We start from the raw sequence: 20,464 nt of genomic DNA, 5'->3' as shown, positions 1-20,464 counted from the left end.
GCGGCCACTCAGAAGGTCAGTATCAGGTTACACAGAAGGGAATAGGGATCCTCGTCCCCGTACAGGTCCTTGAACCCGTCACCTGCCAGCATCTGCGCGTAGGACAGGCGCACCACCACGTTCTGGCTCATGAAGGGCCGCCAGATCATCGCCGCGGACAAATCAATGCCAATTTCGCGATCGACATTGGCCTGTTGCCGCGCCACTTCCAGCACCTCGGTTTCAGCGAAGGCCAGGTAATTGGCGTTCAGGGACAGGCGCAGCTCGGGCAGGATATCCATATCCACCCCACCGCCAAGCAGAATCACGCCGGGGTTGGTGAAGTTGGACTGGCCGTGCTCCTTGGAGGAGCGCAGGGAATTGAGTACGCCGTTGCGCTGGGACAGGGCGACCCGGCCGCCGCCGATCAGCGGCAGGCCCTGGCGGATATAGTAGCTGGTATCGGCACCGGCAAACTGCGGGTTCTCGAAGATCGCATCGAAGCCCTGACTCTTGCCGTCGAAGGGATCGTCGTCGCCGCTGCCATACAGGAAGGACAGCCGTGCCCGGATCCAGTCGAAGTCCATGGACGGCTCGGCGGCAAAGAAGAAAGCCTCGATGTCCGAGGAGCGGCCGCTGAACACCGACTCCTTTTCCTCGCCCAGCGCCACATAGAATGAGGTGGTCAGGTTGAGGCGGCCGAAGTGGCCGTCACCGTTGTAGCCCAGGTAGTACACATCGTACTCCCGCGGCCGCTCCTCGCCGAGCGAAGCCGGGCGGGCGATGAAGTCATTGGTGTCGTAGAAGATATCGGTTTCGCGGTTGCGGTTGTAGATAAAGCTGAACTGGGAGAAGAAGCCCAGGCTGGGCTGGTCCTGCCAGTACAGGTTGGCAACATAGACGTCGTCGTCGCGCAGGCTTTCGCCCAGATCATTGAGGCCGCTGTTGATGTCCTTTTCCATGCGCCGGAACCAGGCCAGGTTGTACTGGAAGCGGTTATTGTCGCGGGTGCCGAACAGGCGCACCCCGAACGGCGCGTCCTGGAACAAAAAGCCGCGGAAATCGCTGGAGAAAGGCTGGATGCCGACCCGTACAGAGTCGAAGTCATAGCGCTCGGACACATCGCGCAGGTGCTTGTCGACAAAGGCCGCCTGAATACCGACGTGGTTGTCGTTGCGGGTGAAGCCGTCGCGCGGGTCCGCATTCACACCCAGGATCTCGTCCAGCTCGGTGTAGTTGTAGTTGAACACCGGGGTGAAGCGGAACTCCCAGTCCGGCGGCCGGAAAACGGTGTCGCCCTGGTAGTAGACCAGCTCCACCGCCAGGTTCTGGTTGAACAGGTATTGTTCGGTGCTGCCCAGCACATCCAGCGAACCGGGGTCATTCGTGCTCTGGCCGCCCACCGGTGTGGGGACTTCGCGGAACTCCAGCACCGAGTCGGATATGGCCGTCACGTTGAAGAACCAGTCGCCGTGGATGGGCTTGTCACCCTTGATCGTGTTCTGGTTGTACGGGTCCCACCAGTTGTCCTCGTAACCCAGGCTGTCGACGATGCGCCAGCGGTCGGGGATGGCCACCAGGTCCACGTACTGCTCGGCAGTGGGCCGGGGCACCGGCGAATAGCGCCGCGGCAGTACCGTGCGTGGCGCGGCTGCGACCGGTGTCTCGCGCAGCACCTCACCGGTGTCCTCGTCCACCACGGTCTCGCGGTAGGTGCAGTCCCGGTTGGAACCGCCGGCCCGGCGCCGGGTGCTGCGCTGGCGATCCCTGGGATCCAGGTCATCGCAGTAGATCACCTCCGGCTCAGCGGCCTGTGCCGCCACCGGTGCCGGCAGCGCCGCAGCTGCCAGCAGAGTGAGGCCACCGAGCAGGGGCAGGGTGGCTGTCGCGGCTATTGCCGATATCTGTAGTCTGGCCATTGCGCTCACTTCCCTGCGCACACGTGTTGTGCGTCGCTGTCGATATAGGGGGTTTGCGGACACTGGATATACCGCAGGCGAGTGCCGCCCGGAGTCAGCTGGTCAGCGCGCAGCCCGGGCGGCGCATTGTTGATGCTGCCACCCAGTGCCTCGCCGGCCTCGTGCACCCCGAGAAAGGAGATCATGTCATCCTGCTCGATACCGTCACCGGAGACGCCGATACCGCCGACCAGGGTATCGCCGCGATAAATCGGTACGCTGCCGGGAAATATCTGCAGGCCATTGGCCACCCGCGGCTGCGCCGACTGGGCACAATTGGCGCCGACGTCGGTGTCGCTGAGCCCCGCCACAAAGGCGATATGGGCGATGATATTGTTGAAGGCCAGATCCAGCTGCAGGCCGGTGGAAAACACGCTCCACTCATTGTCGAGGAAGGACTTGCTGAACGGGCCGGCGGGATTGCCGCGGATACCGTCGGGGTAGAAGGGCCGCGACAGGTTGCCGCCAGCCCGGTCCGAAAAGGCAGTGCCATCAGTCAGCGCCTGGGGGCCGATGAAAGCCTGGGCCGCGTCCACGTAGCTGCCTATCTCCACCTGCGCCGCCGGCGACAGGTCGGGGTTCAGGTATTGGGCGGGCTGATCAATACCGCGCAGGAAGTCGGCCGCATCCCGCGACGAGAACAACGCCGCGGTACGCGCTTTCTGCAGCGAGACATCGGCGCCGAACACCGGCGCGTCGCGGGTGCGCAGCATGCCGAGGATTTCTCCCTGGCTGTCGACAACCGACACCGTGACCCGGGCCTGGCTGCCCACCGGGCGCCGGATCTGGGCGCGCGACCGGTTGGCCACGGTAATTGCCGATATCAGCAACTGGCGTACCTCGCCTGCGGACAGCGCCTGGCCACCCAGCAGGGCAGCGTCGGTGCCGGCGCGGGGCGCGAAACGATTGTTGTTATCGTCGTCGACGAAAACGAAGGCGTCCAGGCCGGCAAAACCGGGGGCCGCCCGCACACCCGATGCCGCCTGGCCAAAGGCGGTCCCGCTGCGCACCGAAGCGCTGCTGTAACCGGTGACCGCCAGCAACTGGCCGGCAGCGCCAAGACTGTCAAATGCCGGCGCCTGCGCCGGATCCACCGGCAGGTCTTCCAGCCCGATATCGCTGAAGCGAAACACCTTGCCCTCAACCGTGATCCGGTCCGCCCGCCGATCCACCGGAGCGGTGAAGCCGAAGGTGGCAGCAAAGGCGATTTGCTCGTCGAGATCGACATCCCGGTCGAGGATATTTTTGTCGATGCTGTAACGGCCGTCGGCGATTACCCCTACCCCACCCACCGGGGTGCCATTCTTGTACAGCGGAAAACCGCCCGGGTCTGCCGACAGACCCAGCGGCGAGCGCCTGGGACCGGCGCCAACATCCGCCGAGCCCAGCGTAAAGTCGGAGCAGGCGAACTGGCTGAACTGGACCCCGAACAGGGGTCCGCCGGGCTGGTTCTGCTCACCCGGGTTGAAATGCTCCTGCACGATCTGGTTCGCGGTGCGAGTGCTGAAGGCGTTGCCTTCGCTGGAAAGATAGGCTCCCGTTACGGCCTTGGCGATAGCCGCCAGCGCGTCGCCACCCACCGCCACCGGCAGTACCACGCCTTCCAGGCCAGTACTGACCTGCGTGGGAAAGGTGGTACTGATGGTGATGTCATTGGCCGCTCCCACCTCCGCCATCCGGTACACCGCCAGCACATTGCCGACGCGATCCACCACCGCAATGGTCGCGGCACCGCCCAGCGCCTGCGCCTGGTGGACGCCCTGCGCCACTACCCGGCCAACATCGGCTGCGGTGAGAAAACTGCTGGCACCGGCGCACTGCCCGGTACACGGCACGTCGCTGGCGTCGGTGTCCGGCGAACTGCCGCTGCCGTCACCACCACCGCCACCGCCGCCACATGCACTCAGCACGGCCGCGCCCAACAACAGGCACCACAGACGCCATTTCATGGTTTCTCCCCCTGTAAGATGGCACTGTCACGCGCCACCCGGGACAGCGTCCCCGTGGCCTGGTGGAATGCGTGGCAGCTGACACAATCGAGGGCCGCGGCCCCCGTATCCTCAGCGTGACAGCCCAGGCAATCATCCCGGGCCGGCATCAGAATATCCCCGGCGCTGTCGGAGACCGAAGCCTCGTGACAGCTTTCGCATACCTCGTCGGGCCGGTCCGAAGCGCGGCTGAGGTGGCTGGTATGATCAAAGCGCGCATGCGGATACCAGTCTCCGGTGAGACGAATGGGCTGCACGAACCAGCGGTCGTTGATGTCTTCGAGACCTGTTTCCATTACCTCGTGGCAGGTTATGCAACCGGTATTGGCAAACTGGTACTGGGCCTCTTTCAGGGCTTCGGCGCGGCCGCAGTCCAGACCGCTGCCCTCGCAGCTGGCGGCCGAATCGCGCTTGCCCGGTACCCGCCGCGGCTTTTCCGCGGCCCGCTGGCGACGCAGCTCGGGGTCGGTGAACTCGCGAATGAAATGTGCCTCCATCGCCACAATAGCGGCCCGCAGATCACCGTGGGGCAACTCCAGCTCAGGCTCGAAGATATCGAAGCTGAGGCCGTGACAGCTGCGGCAGTGGGCATCCATGGTGATTGGCTCAAAGTGTTCCCCGTCGTCTTTCAGGGTGTGGCAGCTGGCACATTCCAGGGCCTCTCCGCTGCCCTCGTGCTGCACCTTGGCCGGGTCCAGGTGAACTTCGTGGGTGAACTTGAGATTGGACTGCTCGCGCAGCGGTTCCGCACCGGGCCGCTGCCGGTTGATTTCCCAGCCATGGGCCGCGCCCGGCCCCTGCGGCTCCAGCAATGCCAGCTGGAACTCTGGGTGCGCCGCGGCAGTAAACGCTTCCACTGCAGCCATCGTCTGCTCGCCAGCGACGGCCCAGGTCTCGGGCTCGGCATGGCAATCCACGCACAGTCCCTTGTCGCGGCGGGTGATCATCGCCGGCTCATTGTGCTCGCGGTGACAGGCGCCGCAGCGCACCTCACTGAAGGCGTGAGCATCGTGTACGGCGAGGTCCACATGCTCGTTGACACCGCGATGGCAATCCAGGCAGGCTGCGTCCTCCACCATTACAAACGGGGTCTGGTGACAGGCCTGGCACTCCTGGCTGACCCCGGCGGCCTGATGCGCTGACACCAGTGGCCCGCTGGACCACAGACCGTCATCCGGCAGCGGGGTGCTGCGCAGTGTACTGGCAACATCGGCGCGCCACAGGCCCAGTGCCGGGATCACCAGTGCCACCGCAAGCACCAGCAGGGCCAGTACCCAGCTACTGCGGCGGATGCTCCAGGTGTGCTCCTCCAGATTCACATTGCCAGCAAAGGCACTGACAGGCTTGCCCTCGGTAGCCAGCTGCAGGGCAAAATCAAAACCCTGTGGCGGGGCGATAACCTCCAGCGCATAACCGGGCAGACCGAAGCTGTCCCCCGGCTGCAGGCTCGCCCTGCGGCTGGCGACACCATCGACGGTGATGACCGGCCGCCGCGCGGTGATGCGGCCGCCACCGCCTCCTTCGGCCAGTACCGTGACGTCAGCCTCAACACCGGGCAGCGGCACCATCGCATTGGGCTCGGCGCCCAGGGTCAGCTTGTCGCCCTGGTACTCTGTTTCCAGCGCTTCGCCACTGCCGCGGCCGGTGAGTTTGCGAACCAGAAAATACATCGCGCTACCAGTAGAGGAAAACTACGACAATATGGACCAACAATGCCACCAGCAGTCCTGCCGTCAGGGGAATATGGACGTACAGCCAGATCTTCAGCAGGCCGCGCAGCTGCACTTCCCGGCGCAACTGGTGCAGCAGCACCTGGCGGCGGCCAAACAGGGCCAGCAGCTCATTGAGCACCTCGGCCTCGGACTGTTTGCGCGCATCCGGAATACGCGCGGCCAGATGCCTGAGCACCACCTCCTGTTCCGTGTTGCTGGCCGCCCGGCTCTTCTGGTCGTCCGCACCGGGTATCATCACCCGGGAACGGTCGCGGGCCAGCAGTTGCTGCCAGGCAGAACCCCCGACCCTGGTCAGCTCCAGCGCACTGATCACCAGCGACTGCAGGTTGGCATCACAACGTTCAGAAGCATCGCGGATACGGCCATCGACCTTCGCCAGCTCCTCAAGCCGACCCTGTTGATCGACACCTGATTCCAGCGCCGCCAGCCGCCCGGGCAGGTGCAAATAGGCGTAGAGTCCAAAAAAACCCGAGAAAATCACCGCGCACATCAACACGTAGGCCAGCGTATGCACGTTGATACCGAACTGCAGTGCGCAGTGCAGTGTGGCCACCACCAGCAAAATGGTGCCGAGATAAACGTGCGCCGATGCCCAGCCCTGGACCGTGCCGGCGTTGGAACGGTAGCTGCGTTTGCGTATACCCAGCGCACTGAGCCAGACAATCAGCAGGGCGCCCACGGTGCCCAGCACATAGCCCTGCCAGGTACCGCCGTTGGCCGGCTGGGCCGCTCCGCTGCCGCCCTGGGTGGCATACAGCACGACACTGATCACCAGCAGCGCCAGGGCCCATTTCAGATAGCGGTAGTGATGCCAGCCCAGCAGACTCTCCCGCATCGTCAACGGGCCTCGACCAGGGCCACGAACTGCTCTGGAGACAGCCGCATCGCGGCACCGGTGGGGCAGGCGCGGACACAGGCCGGGCCGCCGGCCTGTCCCATGCAGGCATCACATTTGACGGCCTTCTTGCCGCGCTCCTTGTCGGCCGGAGCCGGCTGGAAGGTCTCGGGCTGGCCCGGCCCGGTACCGCTGCCAAACAGCATCCAGGACCACAGCCCCGGCTTCTTTGGCGCCGCGTAGCTGAGTTTGATCGCATCGTAGGGACAGTTGGTCTCGCAGTTGCCGCAGCCGATACAGCTGTCGGTGATGAACACCTCGCCATCGGCTGAACGGCGGATCGCGTCCGGCGGGCAATCCTTCATGCAGTGCGGCAGCTCGCAGTGGCGGCAGGAAATCGGCACATGCAGGTTGGCAAAGGAGGGGCCGGCCTCCCGGTTCAGCCGCGACAGGCCGCCGTGGGTCTCGGCACAGGCCCGCTCACAGTTGTCACAGCCGACACAGAGGGACTCGTCTATCACCAGCGCATTGGTGGCCTCGCCCAGCCCCTGGTCCATCAGGAAACCGATGGAGCGCGCAGCCTCGGGCTGGGAAGCCATCGCATTGGTCTGTTGCAGCAGGGTGCTGAGGCGGCCCTGCAGCACGGCCACGTGGTCCGGCTGGCTGTTGACCAGCGCCAGAAACTCGGCCCGCTGCACTTTCAGGGTTTCGGTGCGCACCGCGGCCCTGGCGGTATCGCGCCGCAGCGGGGAACCCATCAGCGCCATCTGCCCCACCAGGTCACCGGAATGATGCTGGGCCACCACCATGTTCTGGCTGCCCCGCGACAGCACTACCGTGCCGCTGCGAATCAGGTGCAGGCAGTCGCCTTCCTCGCCTTCACTGAACAGGGCCTGGCCCGCATTGAAACGACAGCTCTCGACCCGATCGGCAATCGCGGCGAGCTCCGCCAGCGGCAGCTCGGGGCGGAAGGCGGCCTGCAGCGCGCGAACGATAAAGATCCGGTCGATCCCCTGGCGCACCTCCTCGTTGGAGTTCATCAGCTTGACCATGATGCGGCGCGGAGTCTCGATCAGGATGCAGTCTTCGCTGGCGATGGCATCGCCCTGCCGCGGGCGCCCGGAGATCAGGCTCATTTCGCCGAAGAACTGGCCCGGCTTCAGGCTGTGCCAGGGGCCGTCCTGCTCCAACTGTAACCGCACCTCGCCCTCCACCAGGGTGTAGAACGTGGTGCTGAACTCACCGTGGCGGTAGACCGGCTCTCCGGCCGGGATGAATACCGTCGAGCGCTCGCCGCGGGATTCGCTGCGGGCATACTCGTCCGGTGGCAGGCTGACCAGAATACGGCTTTCGATGATCAGCTCCCGGAACGCCAGCGGATTCATGCGCCGGAACATCGGAATGCGTTGCTGATACAGGTTCAGCACATCCTCTGCATCCATTACATAGGGCAGACCGGAGAACTGTTCCTGCAACAGCGGGTAATCGGCCGGTTTGGTGTCCTTGCCGTTGATGAACTCGATGACATCATAGCCCTGGTTCATCGCCTGCTTGATCAGCGGATAGCCGCCCAGCGCACCGATGATGTAGAGCCCGGGCACGTTGCTCTGGTAGTGGCGGTCGACATCCGGCACCGCGTCGGCACTGGCGCTCTTGATCTCGATGCCGCAGGACTCGACAAAGCTGCGCGGCGGCACTGTGCCCAGGCGGGCGATGATGCGGTGGCAGGGCAGGCGTTCTTCGCCGGCGGGCGTGTTGAGCACAATAGCGCCCATCTCGCCGGCGGCAGCGGGCAGTTCCAGGCCCGCGACGCTCGCCTCATAGCGGCAATGGAAGGGCCGACTCTTGTCGTTGATCGCGGCCAGTACCGCGTTCAGGTTGCCGTCCTTGGCCCGGGAGAATTCGTTGCGCCGGTTGATGATAAAGACCGTGTTGTAGTCCGACAGCGCAATCGCATTCTCGATCGCCGCATCACCGGCACCCACCACGACAACGGTTTCCTGCTTGAAATCCTCGGGGTCATCCAGGGTGTAGCGGACAAAGTCGGATTCTGCGTCGCCCGCCACGCCGAGGGTACGGGGGTTGCCCTGGGTGCCGATCGACAGCACCACGTACTCCGCTTCGATCTCGTCCCCACCTGACAGCGTGAGCCGAAAGTCACCCTGGCTGCCGTTGATGGCAACCACCTCACTGTCATAGCGGATGTTCAGACCGGCGGCGATGCTGTCCTGCCAGCCGCCGAGGATTTCCTCGCGTTTGCCGGCTACGAACGGGACCGGGCTGCGCAGTTGCAGAAACCCGGGCTCGTCCATGACGTGCTTGCCCTTCTGGTACTTCTGGATGGTCTTGGCGAAGGTGGAAAAACCCTCGAGCAATAGGTAGCCGGGGCTGTCGACGCCCGCTTCGCGATCGTAGTCAGCAGCCCTGCCCGCCGCGCTCAGACCGGCTGGCCCTGCGCCCACAATGACGGTGTGATACCTCTCCCCCAAGATCGGCGTCCCTGTTATCTTGTTTTCGTCCCCGGCGGCTGCCTGTGCCGCCATTTATTCCCCACACTATAGACGGGGAGATTGCCAATCACAAAATTTTATTGTTTTTTGCCGCACTATTCCACCGCCGCCAGCGCCTCCGCCAATTTGGATACCGCCAGCACCTGCATCCCCTTGATTTCGCTGCGCGGCGCATTGCCGCGCGGCACGATCGCCCTGCGGAAACCGTGCTTGGCCGCCTCCGCCAGCCGCTCCTGGCCACTGGGCACCGGCCTGATCTCCCCCGACAGGCCGACCTCGCCGAAAATGACCATGTCCCGCGGCAGCTGGCGGTTGCGGTAGCTCGACACAATTGCCAGCAGCAGCGCCAGGTCGGCACTGGTCTCCAGCACTTTGACCCCGCCCACCACATTGGCGAACACATCCTGATCCCCAACCTGCAGACCACCGTGGCGGTGCAACACCGCCAGCAGCATCGCCAACCGGTTCTGCTCCAGCCCTACCGCGACCCGCCGCGGGTTGCCCAGCGAGCTCTCATCGACCAGTGCCTGGATTTCCACCAGCAGCGGGCGGGTGCCCTCCCACACCACCATCACCGCACTGCCCGAAGCCGGTTCACTGCTGCGATCCAGGAAGATCGCGGAGGGATTGCGTACCTCACGCAGGCCCTGTTCGGTCATCGCGAACACCCCCAGCTCATTGACCGCCCCGAAACGGTTCTTCTGGCCGCGCAGGGTTCGAAAGCGGGAGTCGTGATCCCCCTCCAGCAGGATGGAACAGTCGATCATGTGCTCCAGCACCTTGGGGCCGGCCAGTGAGCCATCCTTGGTGACGTGACCCACCAGGAACAGCACGGTGCCGGTCTGCTTGGCGAAGCGGGTGAGAAAAGCGGCGCACTCGCGCACCTGGGAGACGCTGCCGGGCGCGGAACTCAACTCCTCCGAGTGCGCCACCTGGATGGAGTCCACTACCAGTACCCGGGGCCGGAACTGCTCCGCCGCGGCGATGATCGCCTCCACACTGGTCTCGGTCATCAGCCGCAGCTTGTCGGTGGGCAGACCCAGCCGCCGGGCACGCATGGCGACCTGCTGCAGGGACTCCTCCCCGGTGATGTACAGCGCGTCCATGGAGGCTGCCAGATGGCACATGGTCTGCAACAGCAGGGTGCTTTTACCGGCGCCGGGATTGCCCCCCACCAGGATCGCCGAGCCCGGCACCAGGCCGCCGCCGAGCACCCGGTCGAATTCCTCGGCACCACTGGAAAAGCGCGGCAGGTCCTGCAGATCAATATCCGCCAGGATTCGCGCCTCGGCGGTGGCCCCGGCATAGCCCCCGCGCCCGCCGCCGACGGCGCGGCCGGCACCGCCGCGGGCCGTGCCCCTGGCGGCAGCCGGCCCCAACCGCACTTCCGTCAGCGTGTTCCAGGCGCCACAATCGCTGCACTGCCCCTGCCACTTGGCATGGTCCGAGCCGCAGTCATTGCAGACAAACGCGGTTTTGCTCCTGGCCATCTCCTGCCCCATTTTCGCTGAATTTTTCCCGGTCCCGGCTGTCAGTGGCCGGGCAAGCCCGGTATCCTAGTCGACGCCAACCCACTTGCCCAATATTACCGGTCAGTCGATGTCTAATTCTTCCCTCATGCCCGAACAGCAGCTGGTTTTTTCCCCCAGCCTGGCGGCAACCATCGGCCTGGAGGAAGCCATTTTGCTACAGCAGCTCGGAGGCCTGTTTGCCCACCGGGCAGCCAGGCATCGCGATGGCTTTGCCTGGCTGGCAGTGGAACGTGACCAGTTGCTGCACAGCCTGCCGTTCTGGAATGCCGGGGACCTGCAGCGCATTGTCCGCAGCCTGGCCGACAAGGGCGTTATCCTGGTCGAAGCCGCGGCCACGGGCGGTCCCGGCAACCACCGGCTGGTGTTCGCACTCAATGAAGCCCGCCCCAAAGCTGGCGCGGTCGAGCGGGAGGCCGCCCAGGAACTGCCACGCAGGCAGTACGGGCCCGCCAGCCAGCGACCGCAACCGGCCCCGCCGGCTGCCCGCCCCGGGGCCGGCCAGCTGCCTCCCAACTGGTCACCCAGCGAGGACATGGTGCAATTGCTGGCCCTGAACCACAACATACCGCGCCAGTTCACGCTGGACCAGCTGGAGGATTTCATCTTTTACTGGCGCGAGCGCGGCGAGGCCCACCACGCCTGGGAAAACAAGTTCCGCCAGCATGTGATCGGCAACTGGCGCCGGCAGCAACAGCTGGAAGCGGAAGCCTTCCGCATAGAGCACACGCAGGAGTTGGACAATCACTGGCGCCCCAGCCGGGACGCGGTGGAGATCATGCTGCGCAGCGGCGTGGAGCTGGACTTCATCGATGAAGCCGTGCCCGAATTCATTCTCTACTGGCGCGAACGGGGCACCGTGCCACGGGAACTGAACTCGAAATTCATCCAGCACATACGCATCCAGTGGGCCAAGTACACCTCCAGTATGGAGCACAGCACCGAGCCCAGGCGCATCGACGAGGACTGGCAGCCCAGCGCCGACGTCTTCGACATTCTCCGGCTGTCGCATATCGACGAGCAGTTCGCGCGGACCCTGCTGCCGGAATTCATTGTGTACTGGCGCGACAGCAACCAGGCCCACACCTCCTGGAACAGCAAATTCCTCCAGCATGTCAAATTTCACTGGGCCAAACAGCACAGTATCAAGCAGGCAGGACACAGCCATGAAGGACAGCAAGGATCTCATTCAACAGGTCGGACAAGGGATCGCAGCCTCGAGGAAGACCTCAGCGACACCTCCTGGGCAGACTGACGAAGGCCGCAAATCCGCCAGTGAAGCCCATGTCGAAGCCATCAACCAGGTTTTCGCGCTGTTCCGGCTCAATTATCACAACCAGTACTACGCCGCCTACCCGGACGCGGGCCAGGTCAAACAGATCAAGAAGCTGTGGCTGGATTCACTGGCAGACTATCCAGTAGAGCAGATCCTGCGCGGCGCCCGCTATGCAATAGAGAACAGCGAGTACCTGCCGACCCTGCACCGGATGCTGGAGTGCTGCCAGCAGGGGCTGCAGGGGCTGGGCTTACCCGCGCCCCACGACGCCTACCGGGAGGCCTGCCAGGCGCCCAGCCCCAAATCGGCCCAGCGCTGGTCCCACCCCGCGGTCTACCTGGCGGGCCGGGACAGCGACTGGTTCTTCCTGGCCAACAACCCCGAACGCAGCAGTTGGCCGGTGTTCCGCGAGCACTATCAGCAATACTGCACCCGGGTGATGCGCGGCGAGACCCTGGAGCTGCCGACGGCCCCCGCGCTGGAGCAGCACCAGGCCGAGCCCCTGTCCCCCGGGAACAACTGGCGCGGCTGCGGGCGCTGCGGCAGCAGACCGAGCTGTAGCCGCAGCAAAAAAGCCCGGGCAGCGTTGACGCGGCCCGGGCGGCTAACGGCCTGTACTCAGGCAGCGCTGTCCAGCGACACCGGTGCGACCCCTGTCTCCCGCCCCATCGGCAGTTTCGATACATCGCGGGCGCGCAGCATGTCCAGGAGGCGCGCGGAGGCGCCATTGTAGAAGCCCGCCTCGACGCCTTCGACATCGCGCGGATTGCTGAAAGTGCCGAAGATCATGTCCCACAACGGCAGGTTGGCATAGTTGTATTCATGCCGGCCACGGGCGTGGTGCAGGATGTGGCTCTCCGGACGCTGTAGCAGATAGCCCAGCCAGTGCGGCGTACGGAGGTTGGCGTGCTGGAACATGGCGTTGAAGCCCAGCCAGACTGCGGCGAGGGCGCCCGCTTCCGGCAGCAGGCCCAGCAGCGGGAAGAACACCAGCGCGCTCGCGCTGGTGAAGCCAAACACATCCACAGGATGCAGATAGTTGGCGCCGAAGGCGTCGACCTTCTCTGCGCTGTGGTGCATCTGGTGCGCCGCCAGCCACAGGCCGTCATAGCGGTGTGCCAGCCGATGATACCAGTAATGGCACAGCTCATAGACCAGGATTCCCACCGCAGCGCCGCCCCATATCCCCAGCGACGCGCCATCCAACAGGCTCACGCCCTGCAGCAGCGAGCCCCAGAACAGGGTGACGGCAACCGAGCCGCCAAATACCGCCACGGTGACCAGCAGGCCCCGCAGGCGGTACCAGCGCGGCGCCTCAAAGGGCCTGGCCTGGTACAGCAGATCCAGCAGCATGAAGCCCGGGATAAAGCCCAGGGCAACCAGTTCAAGTATTTCAGTCATCGGATGTTCCTCTCTCAAGCTCAAAGTCGTATCGTGAAAGCCGCGGCCAGCCCGGCGGGTTGCTTTGGCTGGCGCGGCATGAGTGCAGCGTCGCACCGGCCGTGGCGTCAGCTCACGATGCCGGCGAGTTGCGCAATGCTGTAGCCGTAACCTGCCATCAATGTGGCGAACAGGGTCCAGCCAACCAGTTGTGCTACCACTCTTTGCTGCCATCGCTTGTCTGTTTTCATACCGGTATCTCCTCTGCATCATCGCCAGCACCAGCGCTGCCGATCCGGTGAATCATCTGGGAACCCGATTCCAAGCACCTGAAATTGCTGCGGTTTTTATCCGAAGAAAAACCGAAATTTGTCCTCAATCGGGTTGTGGTAGGATTTTGTCCACGCTGTGGGGGCACCAGGGCGCCGGTGCGGCCAGCGCTGCAGCAACCGGCGCAGGAGAGATCGAGGTGACGCTGAAGAGAGTTTTCCGGCTGGGCGACTGGGAGGTACTACCCCTGGAAGGGCGGATCGTCCGTGACGGCCAGTCCGAACGGCTGCGCCCCAAAGCCATGGACATCCTTTGTCTGCTCGCGGCCTCGCCCGGGGAAGTGATCGAGCGCGACACCATACTCGGCGAGATCTGGGGCCGCACGGCGGTGACCGATGAACCACTCACGGCCACCGTCGGCGAGTTGCGCCGGGTGCTGGGGGATCGGCGGGAAGCGCCGGTGTATATCGAGACTATCCCGAAGCGGGGCTATCGTCTGCTGGCGCCAGTGACGCTGCTGGAGGAGGCGCCGCCTGCGGCTGCCACGGGCCCGGCGCCCAGCATTCGGCGGCCCAAGTTCTGGCTGCCGGCGCTGCTGGCTCTGCTGCTCGCTGCCGTGTTGAGCTGGCAGGCCGGCAACCCGCCTCCACCGGCTGCAATGGCTCCGCCAGGCTCACTTGCAGTGCTGCCGTTCCGGGTGTTGGGCAACGAAGAGGTGGACCGTTACTTTGGCGATGGCCTGGCCCAGGAAATACTGACCACCCTGTCACGGCTGCGAGAGTTGCGGGTTGCGGCGCGCAGTTCCGCCTTTGAATTCCGCGACCGCGGCGATGCGTTGCAGGATATCCGCGAGGCACTGAATGTGGACGCCGTACTGGAGGGCAGCATTCGCCGCGAGGGCGAACGGGTCCGGATCCAGGCCCAGCTGACCGACACACGCTCGGGCTACTTGCTGTGGGCGGACACCTACGACCGGCCGCTGGACGATGCCTTCATTCTGCAGTCGGACATTGCGCTGGCCATTGCCGACCACTTGAGCGTGGCGCTGACCGAGGCCCGGCGCCTGGCCCCGAACCAGGGCCAAGCCGACTCCGGTGCCTACCTGGCCTACCTGCATGGCCGCTACCTGTATGAAACCTCCCGCGACGAGGCGGGGCTGCAGCAGGCGCGCCAGTATCTGGAGACAGCGCTGGAACAGGGCTCGGACCTGGCCACCGCCCGGGCGGCATTGGCCGGAGTGTGGGCACGGATGGCGGATTTTGGCTTTGTCCGGCCCTCGACTGCCTATGAGCAGGCGCGCGTGGAGGCCGAACGCGCAATCGCCCAGGCACCAGAACTCGGCGAGGCGCATCTCGTGCTGGGTTGGATCCGGCTGTACCACGACTGGGACTGGGACGGCGCCAGGGATTCGCTGTCACGGGCACTGGAGCTGAACCCCGGCGATGCGTTCACGATCAGCGCCAACGCTGCCCTGCACTACCATCTGGCCCAGCTGGAACGTGCAGTCTTGCTGGCGGAGATGGCAGTGGAGCGCGACCCGCTGCGGGCCAGCAGCTTCTACAACCTGGCCTATTTCCGCTACGCGGCGGCGGACTTTGAGGGCGCCGAGCAGGCGCTGGAGCGGGTCGAAGCCCTGGTGCCCGACTATCCGCGCGCCGGGTTGCTGCGGGTACAGATCGACCTGGAACGAAACGATGTCGCCGCCGCGGCGAGCCGGGTCGAAAGCCATCCACTGCTGAGCCTGATGGCCAGCGCGCTGGTGGCCGCAGCGCAGGGGGACCGGCAGACAGCGCTCGCCGCGCTGGCCGAAATGGAACGCGACCACGCCGAAACCAGCCCTACCAGATTGCCGAGGTTCATCTGCGGCTGGGCGACACCGAGCAGGCATTTGCCTGGCTGGAGCGGGCACTGACCTATCGCGATCCGGGCATCACCGATCTGAGAGTGGACCGGTTGCTGATGCCGCTGCACGGCGACCCGCGCTATCAGGCCATGCTGGCGGAGGTGGGTTTCAGCCCGCGGACCGAATAGAACGACGGCGGGCAGCAGTGCTCGACACGCGGCTGAGCGGCTGAGCGGCTGAGCGGCTGAGCGACTGCAAGATACCGCACTGCCCCGAGCGGCGGTGTCAGTGTTCTTCGTAATTGCCGCGGGCGAGGTTCTCAAAGCGGGTAAACTGGCCGATAAACGCGAGCCGGCAGACGCCGATGGGACCATTGCGCTGTTTGCCGATGATAATCTCGGCGGTACCCTTGTCGGGCGTATCCTCGTTGTAGACCTCGTCCCGGTAGATGAACATGATCACATCGGCGTCCTGCTCGATGGCACCGGATTCACGCAGGTCGGAGTTGACCGGACGCTTATTGGGCCGCTGCTCCAGCGAGCGGTTGAGCTGGGACAGCGCCACCATGGGACAATCGAACTCCTTGGCGATGGCCTTCAAGCTGCGGGAGATCTCGGAGATCTCTGCCGTGCGGCCCTCGGAGGATCCTGCAATCTGCATCAGTTGGATATAGTCGACCATGATCATGCCCAGCTGGCCGTGCTCCCGCGCCACCCGGCGGGCACGGCTGCGCACCTCGGTGGGCGTCAGCGATGGGGTATCGTCGATGAACAGCGGCATGTCCTTGAGCTTGGATACCGCGGTACTGAGCTTGGGCCAGTCCTCCTGCTCCAGCTTGCCGTTGCGGATCCGGGTCTGGTCGATGCGGCCCACCGATGACAGCATCCGGATGATCAGCTGCTGTGCCGGCATTTCCATGCTGAACACCAGGATGGGCCGGTTCTGGCTCAAGACCGCGTTTTCCACCAGGTTCATCGCAAAACTGGTCTTGCCCATAGAAGGACGGCCGGCGACGATCACCAGGTCGGCGGGCTGCAGGCCGGAAGTCATGCCGTTGAGATCCTTGAAGCCGGTACTGAGGCCGGTAATATCGGCGCCTGAATTGAACAGCTCCTCGATCCGGTCCAGCGCCGACTGCAGCAGCGGATTGACCTCCTGCGGACCGCCGGCCTTGGGGCCGTGCTCCGAAATCTGCATGATCAGGCGCTCGGCCTCATCGATCAGCTCGTCCGAACTGCGCCCACCGGGATGAAAACCACTCTCGGCAATCTCCTGGGCCGCCTCGATCAGCTTGCGCAGGCTGGCGCGCTCGCTGACCACCTGGGCATAGGCACGAATATTCGAAGCACTGGGTGTGTTGCTGGCGAGCTCGGCAAGATAGGCAAGGCCGCCAGCCGCGTCCAGCTCGCCATTGGCAGTGAGCTTGTCGGCGACGGTAATCACATCGACCGGCTCCGCTGCCTCCGCCAATTTGGCGATCTGGCGGAATATTAGCCGGTGATCGGGGCGGTAGAAGTCCTGGGCGGTTACCGCTTCCGCCACTGAATCCCAGCCATCGGCAGACAGCAGCAGGCCTCCCAGCACGGACTGTTCTGCCTCGATAGAATGAGGCTGCATCTTGATCCGCGCCATGTCCCGGTCATAACCCCGGCCGGCCATCGCCTCGGGATAGTCGTCCTGCTGGTCCACGACCGGGGCGCCCCCATAGGGCTCGGAGGCAATGCCGGCGGAATAATCGGGGTCAGACATAAATGGCGCTTGGTTCAGGGTTTTGGGACTTCGTAGCCCGGTCGGCATCCTGGGAGGGTGCTTTCGAGACACGCCGTGAACCCCTCCATGGGGGCTCGGTTGCAGCATCCATGCTGCAAACGGTCTCGAAAGCACCCTCCCAGGACGCCGACCTGTCACCGGGTGAGCTAAAGCAAGTGCCATTCGGGTCAGACATCAGCTTGGACTATCGCGGAAAACGGTAAACAGCTTAGCGGAAATCGGCCTGAGGCAAAACAGCCGGGGGAAGAACGGCGGGCGATGCCGCCGTCCAGGTACCGGGTGCCGCCGGGATGGCGGCATTCCGGCCAGGAGGGCAGCTGCCTACTCGGCAATGACCGCAATCGTCACGGTTGCGGTGACATCACTGTGAACCTGCACATCGACCTCGAACTCGCCCAACTCGCGCAACGCGCCCTGCGGCAACCGCACCTCGGACTTGTCGACCTCACAGCCGGCGGCCTGCAGCGCCTCGGCGATATCCCGGGTACCGACGGAGCCGAACAACTTGCCTTCTTCGCCGGCGTTGGCGCCAATGCTGATGGGGGCCAGGGCATTGAGCGCCTCTGCCCGTTTCTCGGCAGCGGCCAGCGCCTCGGCGGCAGCGGCTTCGAGTTCAGCGCGGCGTGTTTCAAACTCGGCCACATTGGCGGCAGTGGCCGGCACTGCCTTGCCCTGGGGGATCAGGAAGTTGCGGCCGTAGCCGGCTTTCACGTCCACTTTGTCACCCAGACCACCGAGATTGCCGATATTGTCCAGCAGTATAACTTCCATCTTGATTTCCTCTTTGCGGGGAGTTGCCTCCCACTCTTTCATCGATAATCGTCAGTCGCTGTCGTTGTCGTCGCGCCGGTCCACATCGGTACCGGCCCTGGCTGCCCAGCGCTGGCGCCATTGCAGCCAGCTGCCCGCGACGGCGGCGACAACCACCAGTATCTTGACCAGGTCAAAAATCACCCAGCTGAGGTAAAACCCCACCAGCAAACCCCTGCCTCCGCCGCGCAGTGCCTGCCACGCATGCAGCAGGGCCAGGCCTGCAAATGTCAGCGGCAGCAGAAAAATCGCGGCCCACGGGCGCCACTGCACACCCAGGCTGGCCAGACCCAGTGCCGCCAGCAACAGCAGCGCGCTGATTGCCGGCGGATAGTACAAGCGCCGGAACTCGGCGGCAAAGCCACCGGGGTTGTACAGCGCAGCCTGCCACCAGCGTGCCAGCAGCAGACACAATACGCTGAGCAGCCCATTGGCAACACCCAGCATGCCCGCCACCTGCAGCGCGGTGGGCCGCAGCAGCGTCACTTCCCCATCGCCGCCGGCGGGCGCCATTTGCTGCTCCACACTGGTGAGGAACTGGTCAAACACCGCGGTCATTTGTTCCAGCACTGCACCGCCAAACACGGCCACCGCGGCGCCCGTCACCAGCCCCACCGGCACACTGGCCAGTATGGTCAGTGGCAGGTTCACGCTCAGGCGCAACACCAGCGCCAGGGCCGCAGTGCCCAGCAACAAGGCCAGCGGGCCACTGTCCCCGAAGGCCAGCAGCAAGACCGCGGCCGGCAATATCGCCCACAACAACAGCCAGGCCCCCGGCCCGGCGCCTCGCCGCAACGTGACCAGACCGATGGCCGCTGCGCTGAGCCAGCAGAACAGCAGGCTGCCCGCCCCGCCACAGCCACCAGCAGGGCCGGCATGCGGCCGCGCATGATAAAACTGGCCAGGCCTTTCACATCGGGCCTCCGGTACTCAGGTGGCGGAACCCACCAGGCGCGTGCGCAATGGATCGCTTACTGATGCGAATCCGAATAAGGCAGCAGGGCCAGGAAACGCGCACGTTTGACCGCGGTCGACAACTGGCGCTGGTATCTGGCCTTGGTACCGGTTATCCGGCTGGGTACTATCTTTCCGGTTTCAGAAACATAGGCCTTCAGGGTATCCAGATCCTTGTAATCTATTTCCTTCACCCCTTCGGCGGTGAAGCGACAAAACTTACGGCGACGGAAAAAACGTGCCATGGTGCTACTCCTTGTGAATCCTGATAATCGTTACGTGAGCCGGAACAGGCTTTATTCGGCCGGTTCTTTTTCGTCGGTCTTTTCGGGCGCAGCTTCGGCGTCCCGGCGGGGCGCACGCTCCGCATCGGCTGACTGGCGCTCCTCGTAGCGGGTCTTGCGCTCGCGGCTCTCTTTCTCGGCCTTCATGATGAAGGACTCATCAGTCACGGCCTCGTTGCGGCGAATCACCAGGTTGCGCAAGACGGCATCGTTGTAACGGAAAGTGGTGGTCAGCTCTTCCATTGCCTCGTTGGACGCTTCAACATTCATCAGCACATAGTGTGCCTTGTGAATCTTGTTGATGGGGTAGGCCAGCTGGCGGCGCCCCCAGTCTTCCAGACGATGTACTGAACCGCCGTCTTTCTGGATCGTGTTGGTGTAGCGCTCGATCATGCCGGGCACTTGTTCGGACTGGTCCGGATGGACCATAAACACTACTTCGTAATGACGCATCGTGGCTCCTTACGGGTTAATGCTACCCATCAATGTGGTGTAGCAAGGAGGATCGGCCACCGGATGTGGCCGGGCAAAATTCAGGCAGCGGATCTTACAGAGTTTGTCCGCCCACCGCAAGCGGCGCGCCCCTCAACCGCCACGGCGCTGGCGCAGCACTTCGAACAGGCAGACGCCGGTTGCGACCGACACATTGAGGCTGCTGACCGAGCCTGCCATCGGCAGATACACCAGATGATCGCACAGCTCCCGGGTCAGGCGCCGCAGACCGGCGCCCTCCGCCCCATGACCAGGGCCAGATGCCCGGTCAAATCACAGTCGTAGAGCGACTGCGACGACTCCCCGGCGGTGCCATACAGCCACACCCCACGCTCCTTCAGAGCCGCGAGGGTGCGCGCCATATTGGTTACCTGCACGAAGGGTACGGCTTCCGCCGCGCCGCAGGCGACCTTGCGCACAGTGGGGTTGAGATCTGCCGATTTGTCCCTGGGCACCACCACTGCCTGCACGCCAGCTGCATCGGCACTGCGCAGGCAGGCACCGAGATTGTGCGGATCGGTAATACCGTCCAGTACCAGCAGCAACACCGGGCCGTCGCTGTCGTCCACCAGACGCAGCAGATCCGCCTCCGCCAGCAGGTTGCCACCGGAAGCGCCGTGGGCCAGCGCGGCATCGGCCACCCTCGCCACCACTCCCTGGTGGCGGGCGCTGACCAGCGCATCCAGCACCTGGCGGGGCTCCCTTGCTACCGCCACCCCTGGTTCTGCGCCAGCGTCAGCAGCGCGGCAATGCGCTTGTCCTCCCGCCCCTGTTGCAGCAGCAACTGCTGGATGGCGCCCGGATTGCGGCGCAGCAGGCCATCCACCGCGTGGATGCCATAGACATACTGCAA

Annotated in this window: 17 protein-coding genes and 1 pseudogene; 4 read left to right on the top strand and 14 right to left on the bottom strand. The window is 64.5% G+C overall.

Translation table 11 applies throughout. The features are described from left to right. Window positions 1-8: 8 nt before the first annotated feature. The 6 genes from G3T16_RS12660 to radA form a co-directional block, all read right to left on the bottom strand. Entirely contained in the window at window positions 9-1,898 is a 1,890-nt protein-coding gene (locus tag G3T16_RS12660) for a hypothetical protein (RefSeq protein WP_163495569.1), read from the bottom strand. 5 nt (window positions 1,899-1,903) lie between these two features. Then, window positions 1,904-3,886 (bottom strand): heme-binding protein, encoded by a 1,983-nt coding sequence (locus G3T16_RS12655; protein ID WP_163495568.1) that lies wholly within the window; start codon window positions 3,884-3,886, stop codon window positions 1,904-1,906. Beyond that, complete coding sequence (locus tag G3T16_RS12650; RefSeq protein ID WP_163495567.1) at window positions 3,883-5,595, bottom strand: cytochrome c3 family protein; 1,713 nt, start codon at window positions 5,593-5,595, stop codon at window positions 3,883-3,885. Before G3T16_RS12650 ends, G3T16_RS12655 begins: the two co-directional genes overlap by 4 nt. Before the next feature lie 4 nt (window positions 5,596-5,599). Further along, on the bottom strand, window positions 5,600-6,493 hold the full coding sequence (locus G3T16_RS12645; protein WP_163495566.1) for a hypothetical protein: 894 nt from the start codon (window positions 6,491-6,493) through the stop codon (window positions 5,600-5,602). A 2-nt stretch (window positions 6,494-6,495) separates the two neighbouring features. Further along, a complete protein-coding gene (locus G3T16_RS12640) occupies window positions 6,496-9,036 on the bottom strand; it encodes a cyclic nucleotide-binding domain-containing protein (RefSeq protein WP_163495565.1) in 2,541 nt (846 codons plus the stop codon). A gap of 62 nt (window positions 9,037-9,098) precedes the next feature. Then, window positions 9,099-10,493 (bottom strand): DNA repair protein RadA, encoded by a 1,395-nt coding sequence (gene radA / locus G3T16_RS12635; RefSeq protein WP_163495564.1) that lies wholly within the window; start codon window positions 10,491-10,493, stop codon window positions 9,099-9,101. A gap of 109 nt (window positions 10,494-10,602) precedes the next feature. Here radA and G3T16_RS12630 point away from each other — a divergent pair, with 109 nt between their 5' ends. Together G3T16_RS12630 and G3T16_RS12625 are read left to right on the top strand one after the other, a co-directional pair. Then, window positions 10,603-11,787, top strand: coding sequence for a DnaT-like ssDNA-binding domain-containing protein (locus G3T16_RS12630; RefSeq protein WP_163495563.1), 1,185 nt, complete (start codon window positions 10,603-10,605; stop codon window positions 11,785-11,787). Further along, window positions 11,699-12,541, top strand: a complete 843-nt coding sequence (locus G3T16_RS12625) for a replication protein P (protein ID WP_232059066.1) — start codon at window positions 11,699-11,701, stop codon at window positions 12,539-12,541. Before G3T16_RS12630 ends, G3T16_RS12625 begins: the two co-directional genes overlap by 89 nt. Here the strand turns inward: G3T16_RS12625 and G3T16_RS12620 are convergent. Together G3T16_RS12620 and G3T16_RS22485 are read right to left on the bottom strand one after the other, a co-directional pair. Continuing rightward, a complete protein-coding gene (locus tag G3T16_RS12620; protein ID WP_163495562.1) occupies window positions 12,427-13,209 on the bottom strand; it encodes a sterol desaturase family protein in 783 nt (260 codons plus the stop codon). The genes G3T16_RS12625 and G3T16_RS12620 overlap by 115 nt on opposite strands. Before the next feature lie 107 nt (window positions 13,210-13,316). Beyond that, window positions 13,317-13,439: a hypothetical protein gene (locus G3T16_RS22485; protein ID WP_269473222.1), complete on the bottom strand. Its 123-nt coding sequence runs from the start codon at window positions 13,437-13,439 to the stop codon at window positions 13,317-13,319. A gap of 218 nt (window positions 13,440-13,657) precedes the next feature. On the opposite strand from G3T16_RS22485, the gene G3T16_RS12615 reads away from it, so the two are divergent. Next, window positions 13,658-15,370: a winged helix-turn-helix domain-containing tetratricopeptide repeat protein gene (locus G3T16_RS12615; protein ID WP_163495561.1), complete on the top strand. Its 1,713-nt coding sequence runs from the start codon at window positions 13,658-13,660 to the stop codon at window positions 15,368-15,370. Next, complete coding sequence (locus G3T16_RS23125) at window positions 15,304-15,489, top strand: hypothetical protein (RefSeq protein WP_408610748.1); 186 nt, start codon at window positions 15,304-15,306, stop codon at window positions 15,487-15,489. Before G3T16_RS12615 ends, G3T16_RS23125 begins: the two co-directional genes overlap by 67 nt. Before the next feature lie 97 nt (window positions 15,490-15,586). Here G3T16_RS23125 and dnaB read toward each other — a convergent pair whose 3' ends face one another. The 6 genes and pseudogenes from dnaB to rlmB all read right to left on the bottom strand — a co-directional run bounded on the left by dnaB (window position 15,587) and on the right by rlmB (window position 20,464). Next, a complete protein-coding gene (dnaB, locus tag G3T16_RS12610; protein WP_163497090.1) occupies window positions 15,587-16,960 on the bottom strand; it encodes a replicative DNA helicase in 1,374 nt (457 codons plus the stop codon). Between the two features lie 432 nt (window positions 16,961-17,392). Next, window positions 17,393-17,842 carry a 50S ribosomal protein L9 gene (gene rplI, locus G3T16_RS12605; RefSeq protein ID WP_163495560.1) on the bottom strand — a complete coding sequence of 150 codons (450 nt, stop codon included), beginning with the start codon at window positions 17,840-17,842 and terminating at the stop codon, window positions 17,393-17,395. Window positions 17,843-17,893: 51 nt separating this feature from the next. Continuing rightward, entirely contained in the window at window positions 17,894-18,643 is a 750-nt protein-coding gene (locus tag G3T16_RS12600) for a hypothetical protein (RefSeq protein ID WP_232059065.1), read from the bottom strand. A gap of 209 nt (window positions 18,644-18,852) precedes the next feature. Further along, a complete protein-coding gene (rpsR, locus tag G3T16_RS12595) occupies window positions 18,853-19,080 on the bottom strand; it encodes a 30S ribosomal protein S18 (RefSeq protein ID WP_163495559.1) in 228 nt (75 codons plus the stop codon). 51 nt (window positions 19,081-19,131) lie between these two features. After that, the gene (gene rpsF, locus G3T16_RS12590) at window positions 19,132-19,572 is read right to left on the bottom strand and encodes a 30S ribosomal protein S6 (protein ID WP_163495558.1); all 441 of its coding nucleotides are present in this window, start codon (window positions 19,570-19,572) and stop codon (window positions 19,132-19,134) included. A gap of 132 nt (window positions 19,573-19,704) precedes the next feature. After that, window positions 19,705-20,464: pseudogene (gene rlmB, locus G3T16_RS12585) on the bottom strand (23S rRNA (guanosine(2251)-2'-O)-methyltransferase RlmB).

It is taken from the genome of Kineobactrum salinum, assembly GCF_010669285.1.
GTDB lineage: Bacteria > Pseudomonadota > Gammaproteobacteria > Pseudomonadales > Halieaceae > Kineobactrum > Kineobactrum salinum.
This window is presented reverse-complemented; position numbering and strand designations above follow the sequence as displayed.

Bases quoted from the DNA above. Each gene is read 5' to 3' on its own strand.
- G3T16_RS12660 (WP_163495569.1), bottom strand. From the start codon at position 1,898: ATGGCCAGACTACAGATATCGGCAATAGCCGCGACAGCCACCCTGCCC.
- G3T16_RS12655 (WP_163495568.1), bottom strand. From the start codon at position 3,886: ATGAAATGGCGTCTGTGGTGCCTGTTGTTGGGCGCGGCCGTGCTGAGT.
- G3T16_RS12650 (WP_163495567.1), bottom strand. From the start codon at position 5,595: ATGTATTTTCTGGTTCGCAAACTCACCGGCCGCGGCAGTGGCGAAGCG.
- G3T16_RS12645 (WP_163495566.1), bottom strand. From the start codon at position 6,493: ATGCGGGAGAGTCTGCTGGGCTGGCATCACTACCGCTATCTGAAATGG.
- G3T16_RS12640 (WP_163495565.1), bottom strand. From the start codon at position 9,036: ATGGCGGCACAGGCAGCCGCCGGGGACGAAAACAAGATAACAGGGACG.
- radA (WP_163495564.1), bottom strand. From the start codon at position 10,493: ATGGCCAGGAGCAAAACCGCGTTTGTCTGCAATGACTGCGGCTCGGAC.
- G3T16_RS12630 (WP_163495563.1), top strand. From the start codon at position 10,603: ATGTCTAATTCTTCCCTCATGCCCGAACAGCAGCTGGTTTTTTCCCCC.
- G3T16_RS12625 (WP_232059066.1), top strand. From the start codon at position 11,699: ATGAAGGACAGCAAGGATCTCATTCAACAGGTCGGACAAGGGATCGCA.
- G3T16_RS12620 (WP_163495562.1), bottom strand. From the start codon at position 13,209: ATGACTGAAATACTTGAACTGGTTGCCCTGGGCTTTATCCCGGGCTTC.
- G3T16_RS22485 (WP_269473222.1), bottom strand. From the start codon at position 13,439: ATGAAAACAGACAAGCGATGGCAGCAAAGAGTGGTAGCACAACTGGTT.
- dnaB (WP_163497090.1), bottom strand. From the start codon at position 16,960: ATGGCCGGCCGGGGTTATGACCGGGACATGGCGCGGATCAAGATGCAG.
- rplI (WP_163495560.1), bottom strand. From the start codon at position 17,842: ATGGAAGTTATACTGCTGGACAATATCGGCAATCTCGGTGGTCTGGGT.
- rpsR (WP_163495559.1), bottom strand. From the start codon at position 19,080: ATGGCACGTTTTTTCCGTCGCCGTAAGTTTTGTCGCTTCACCGCCGAA.
- rpsF (WP_163495558.1), bottom strand. From the start codon at position 19,572: ATGCGTCATTACGAAGTAGTGTTTATGGTCCATCCGGACCAGTCCGAA.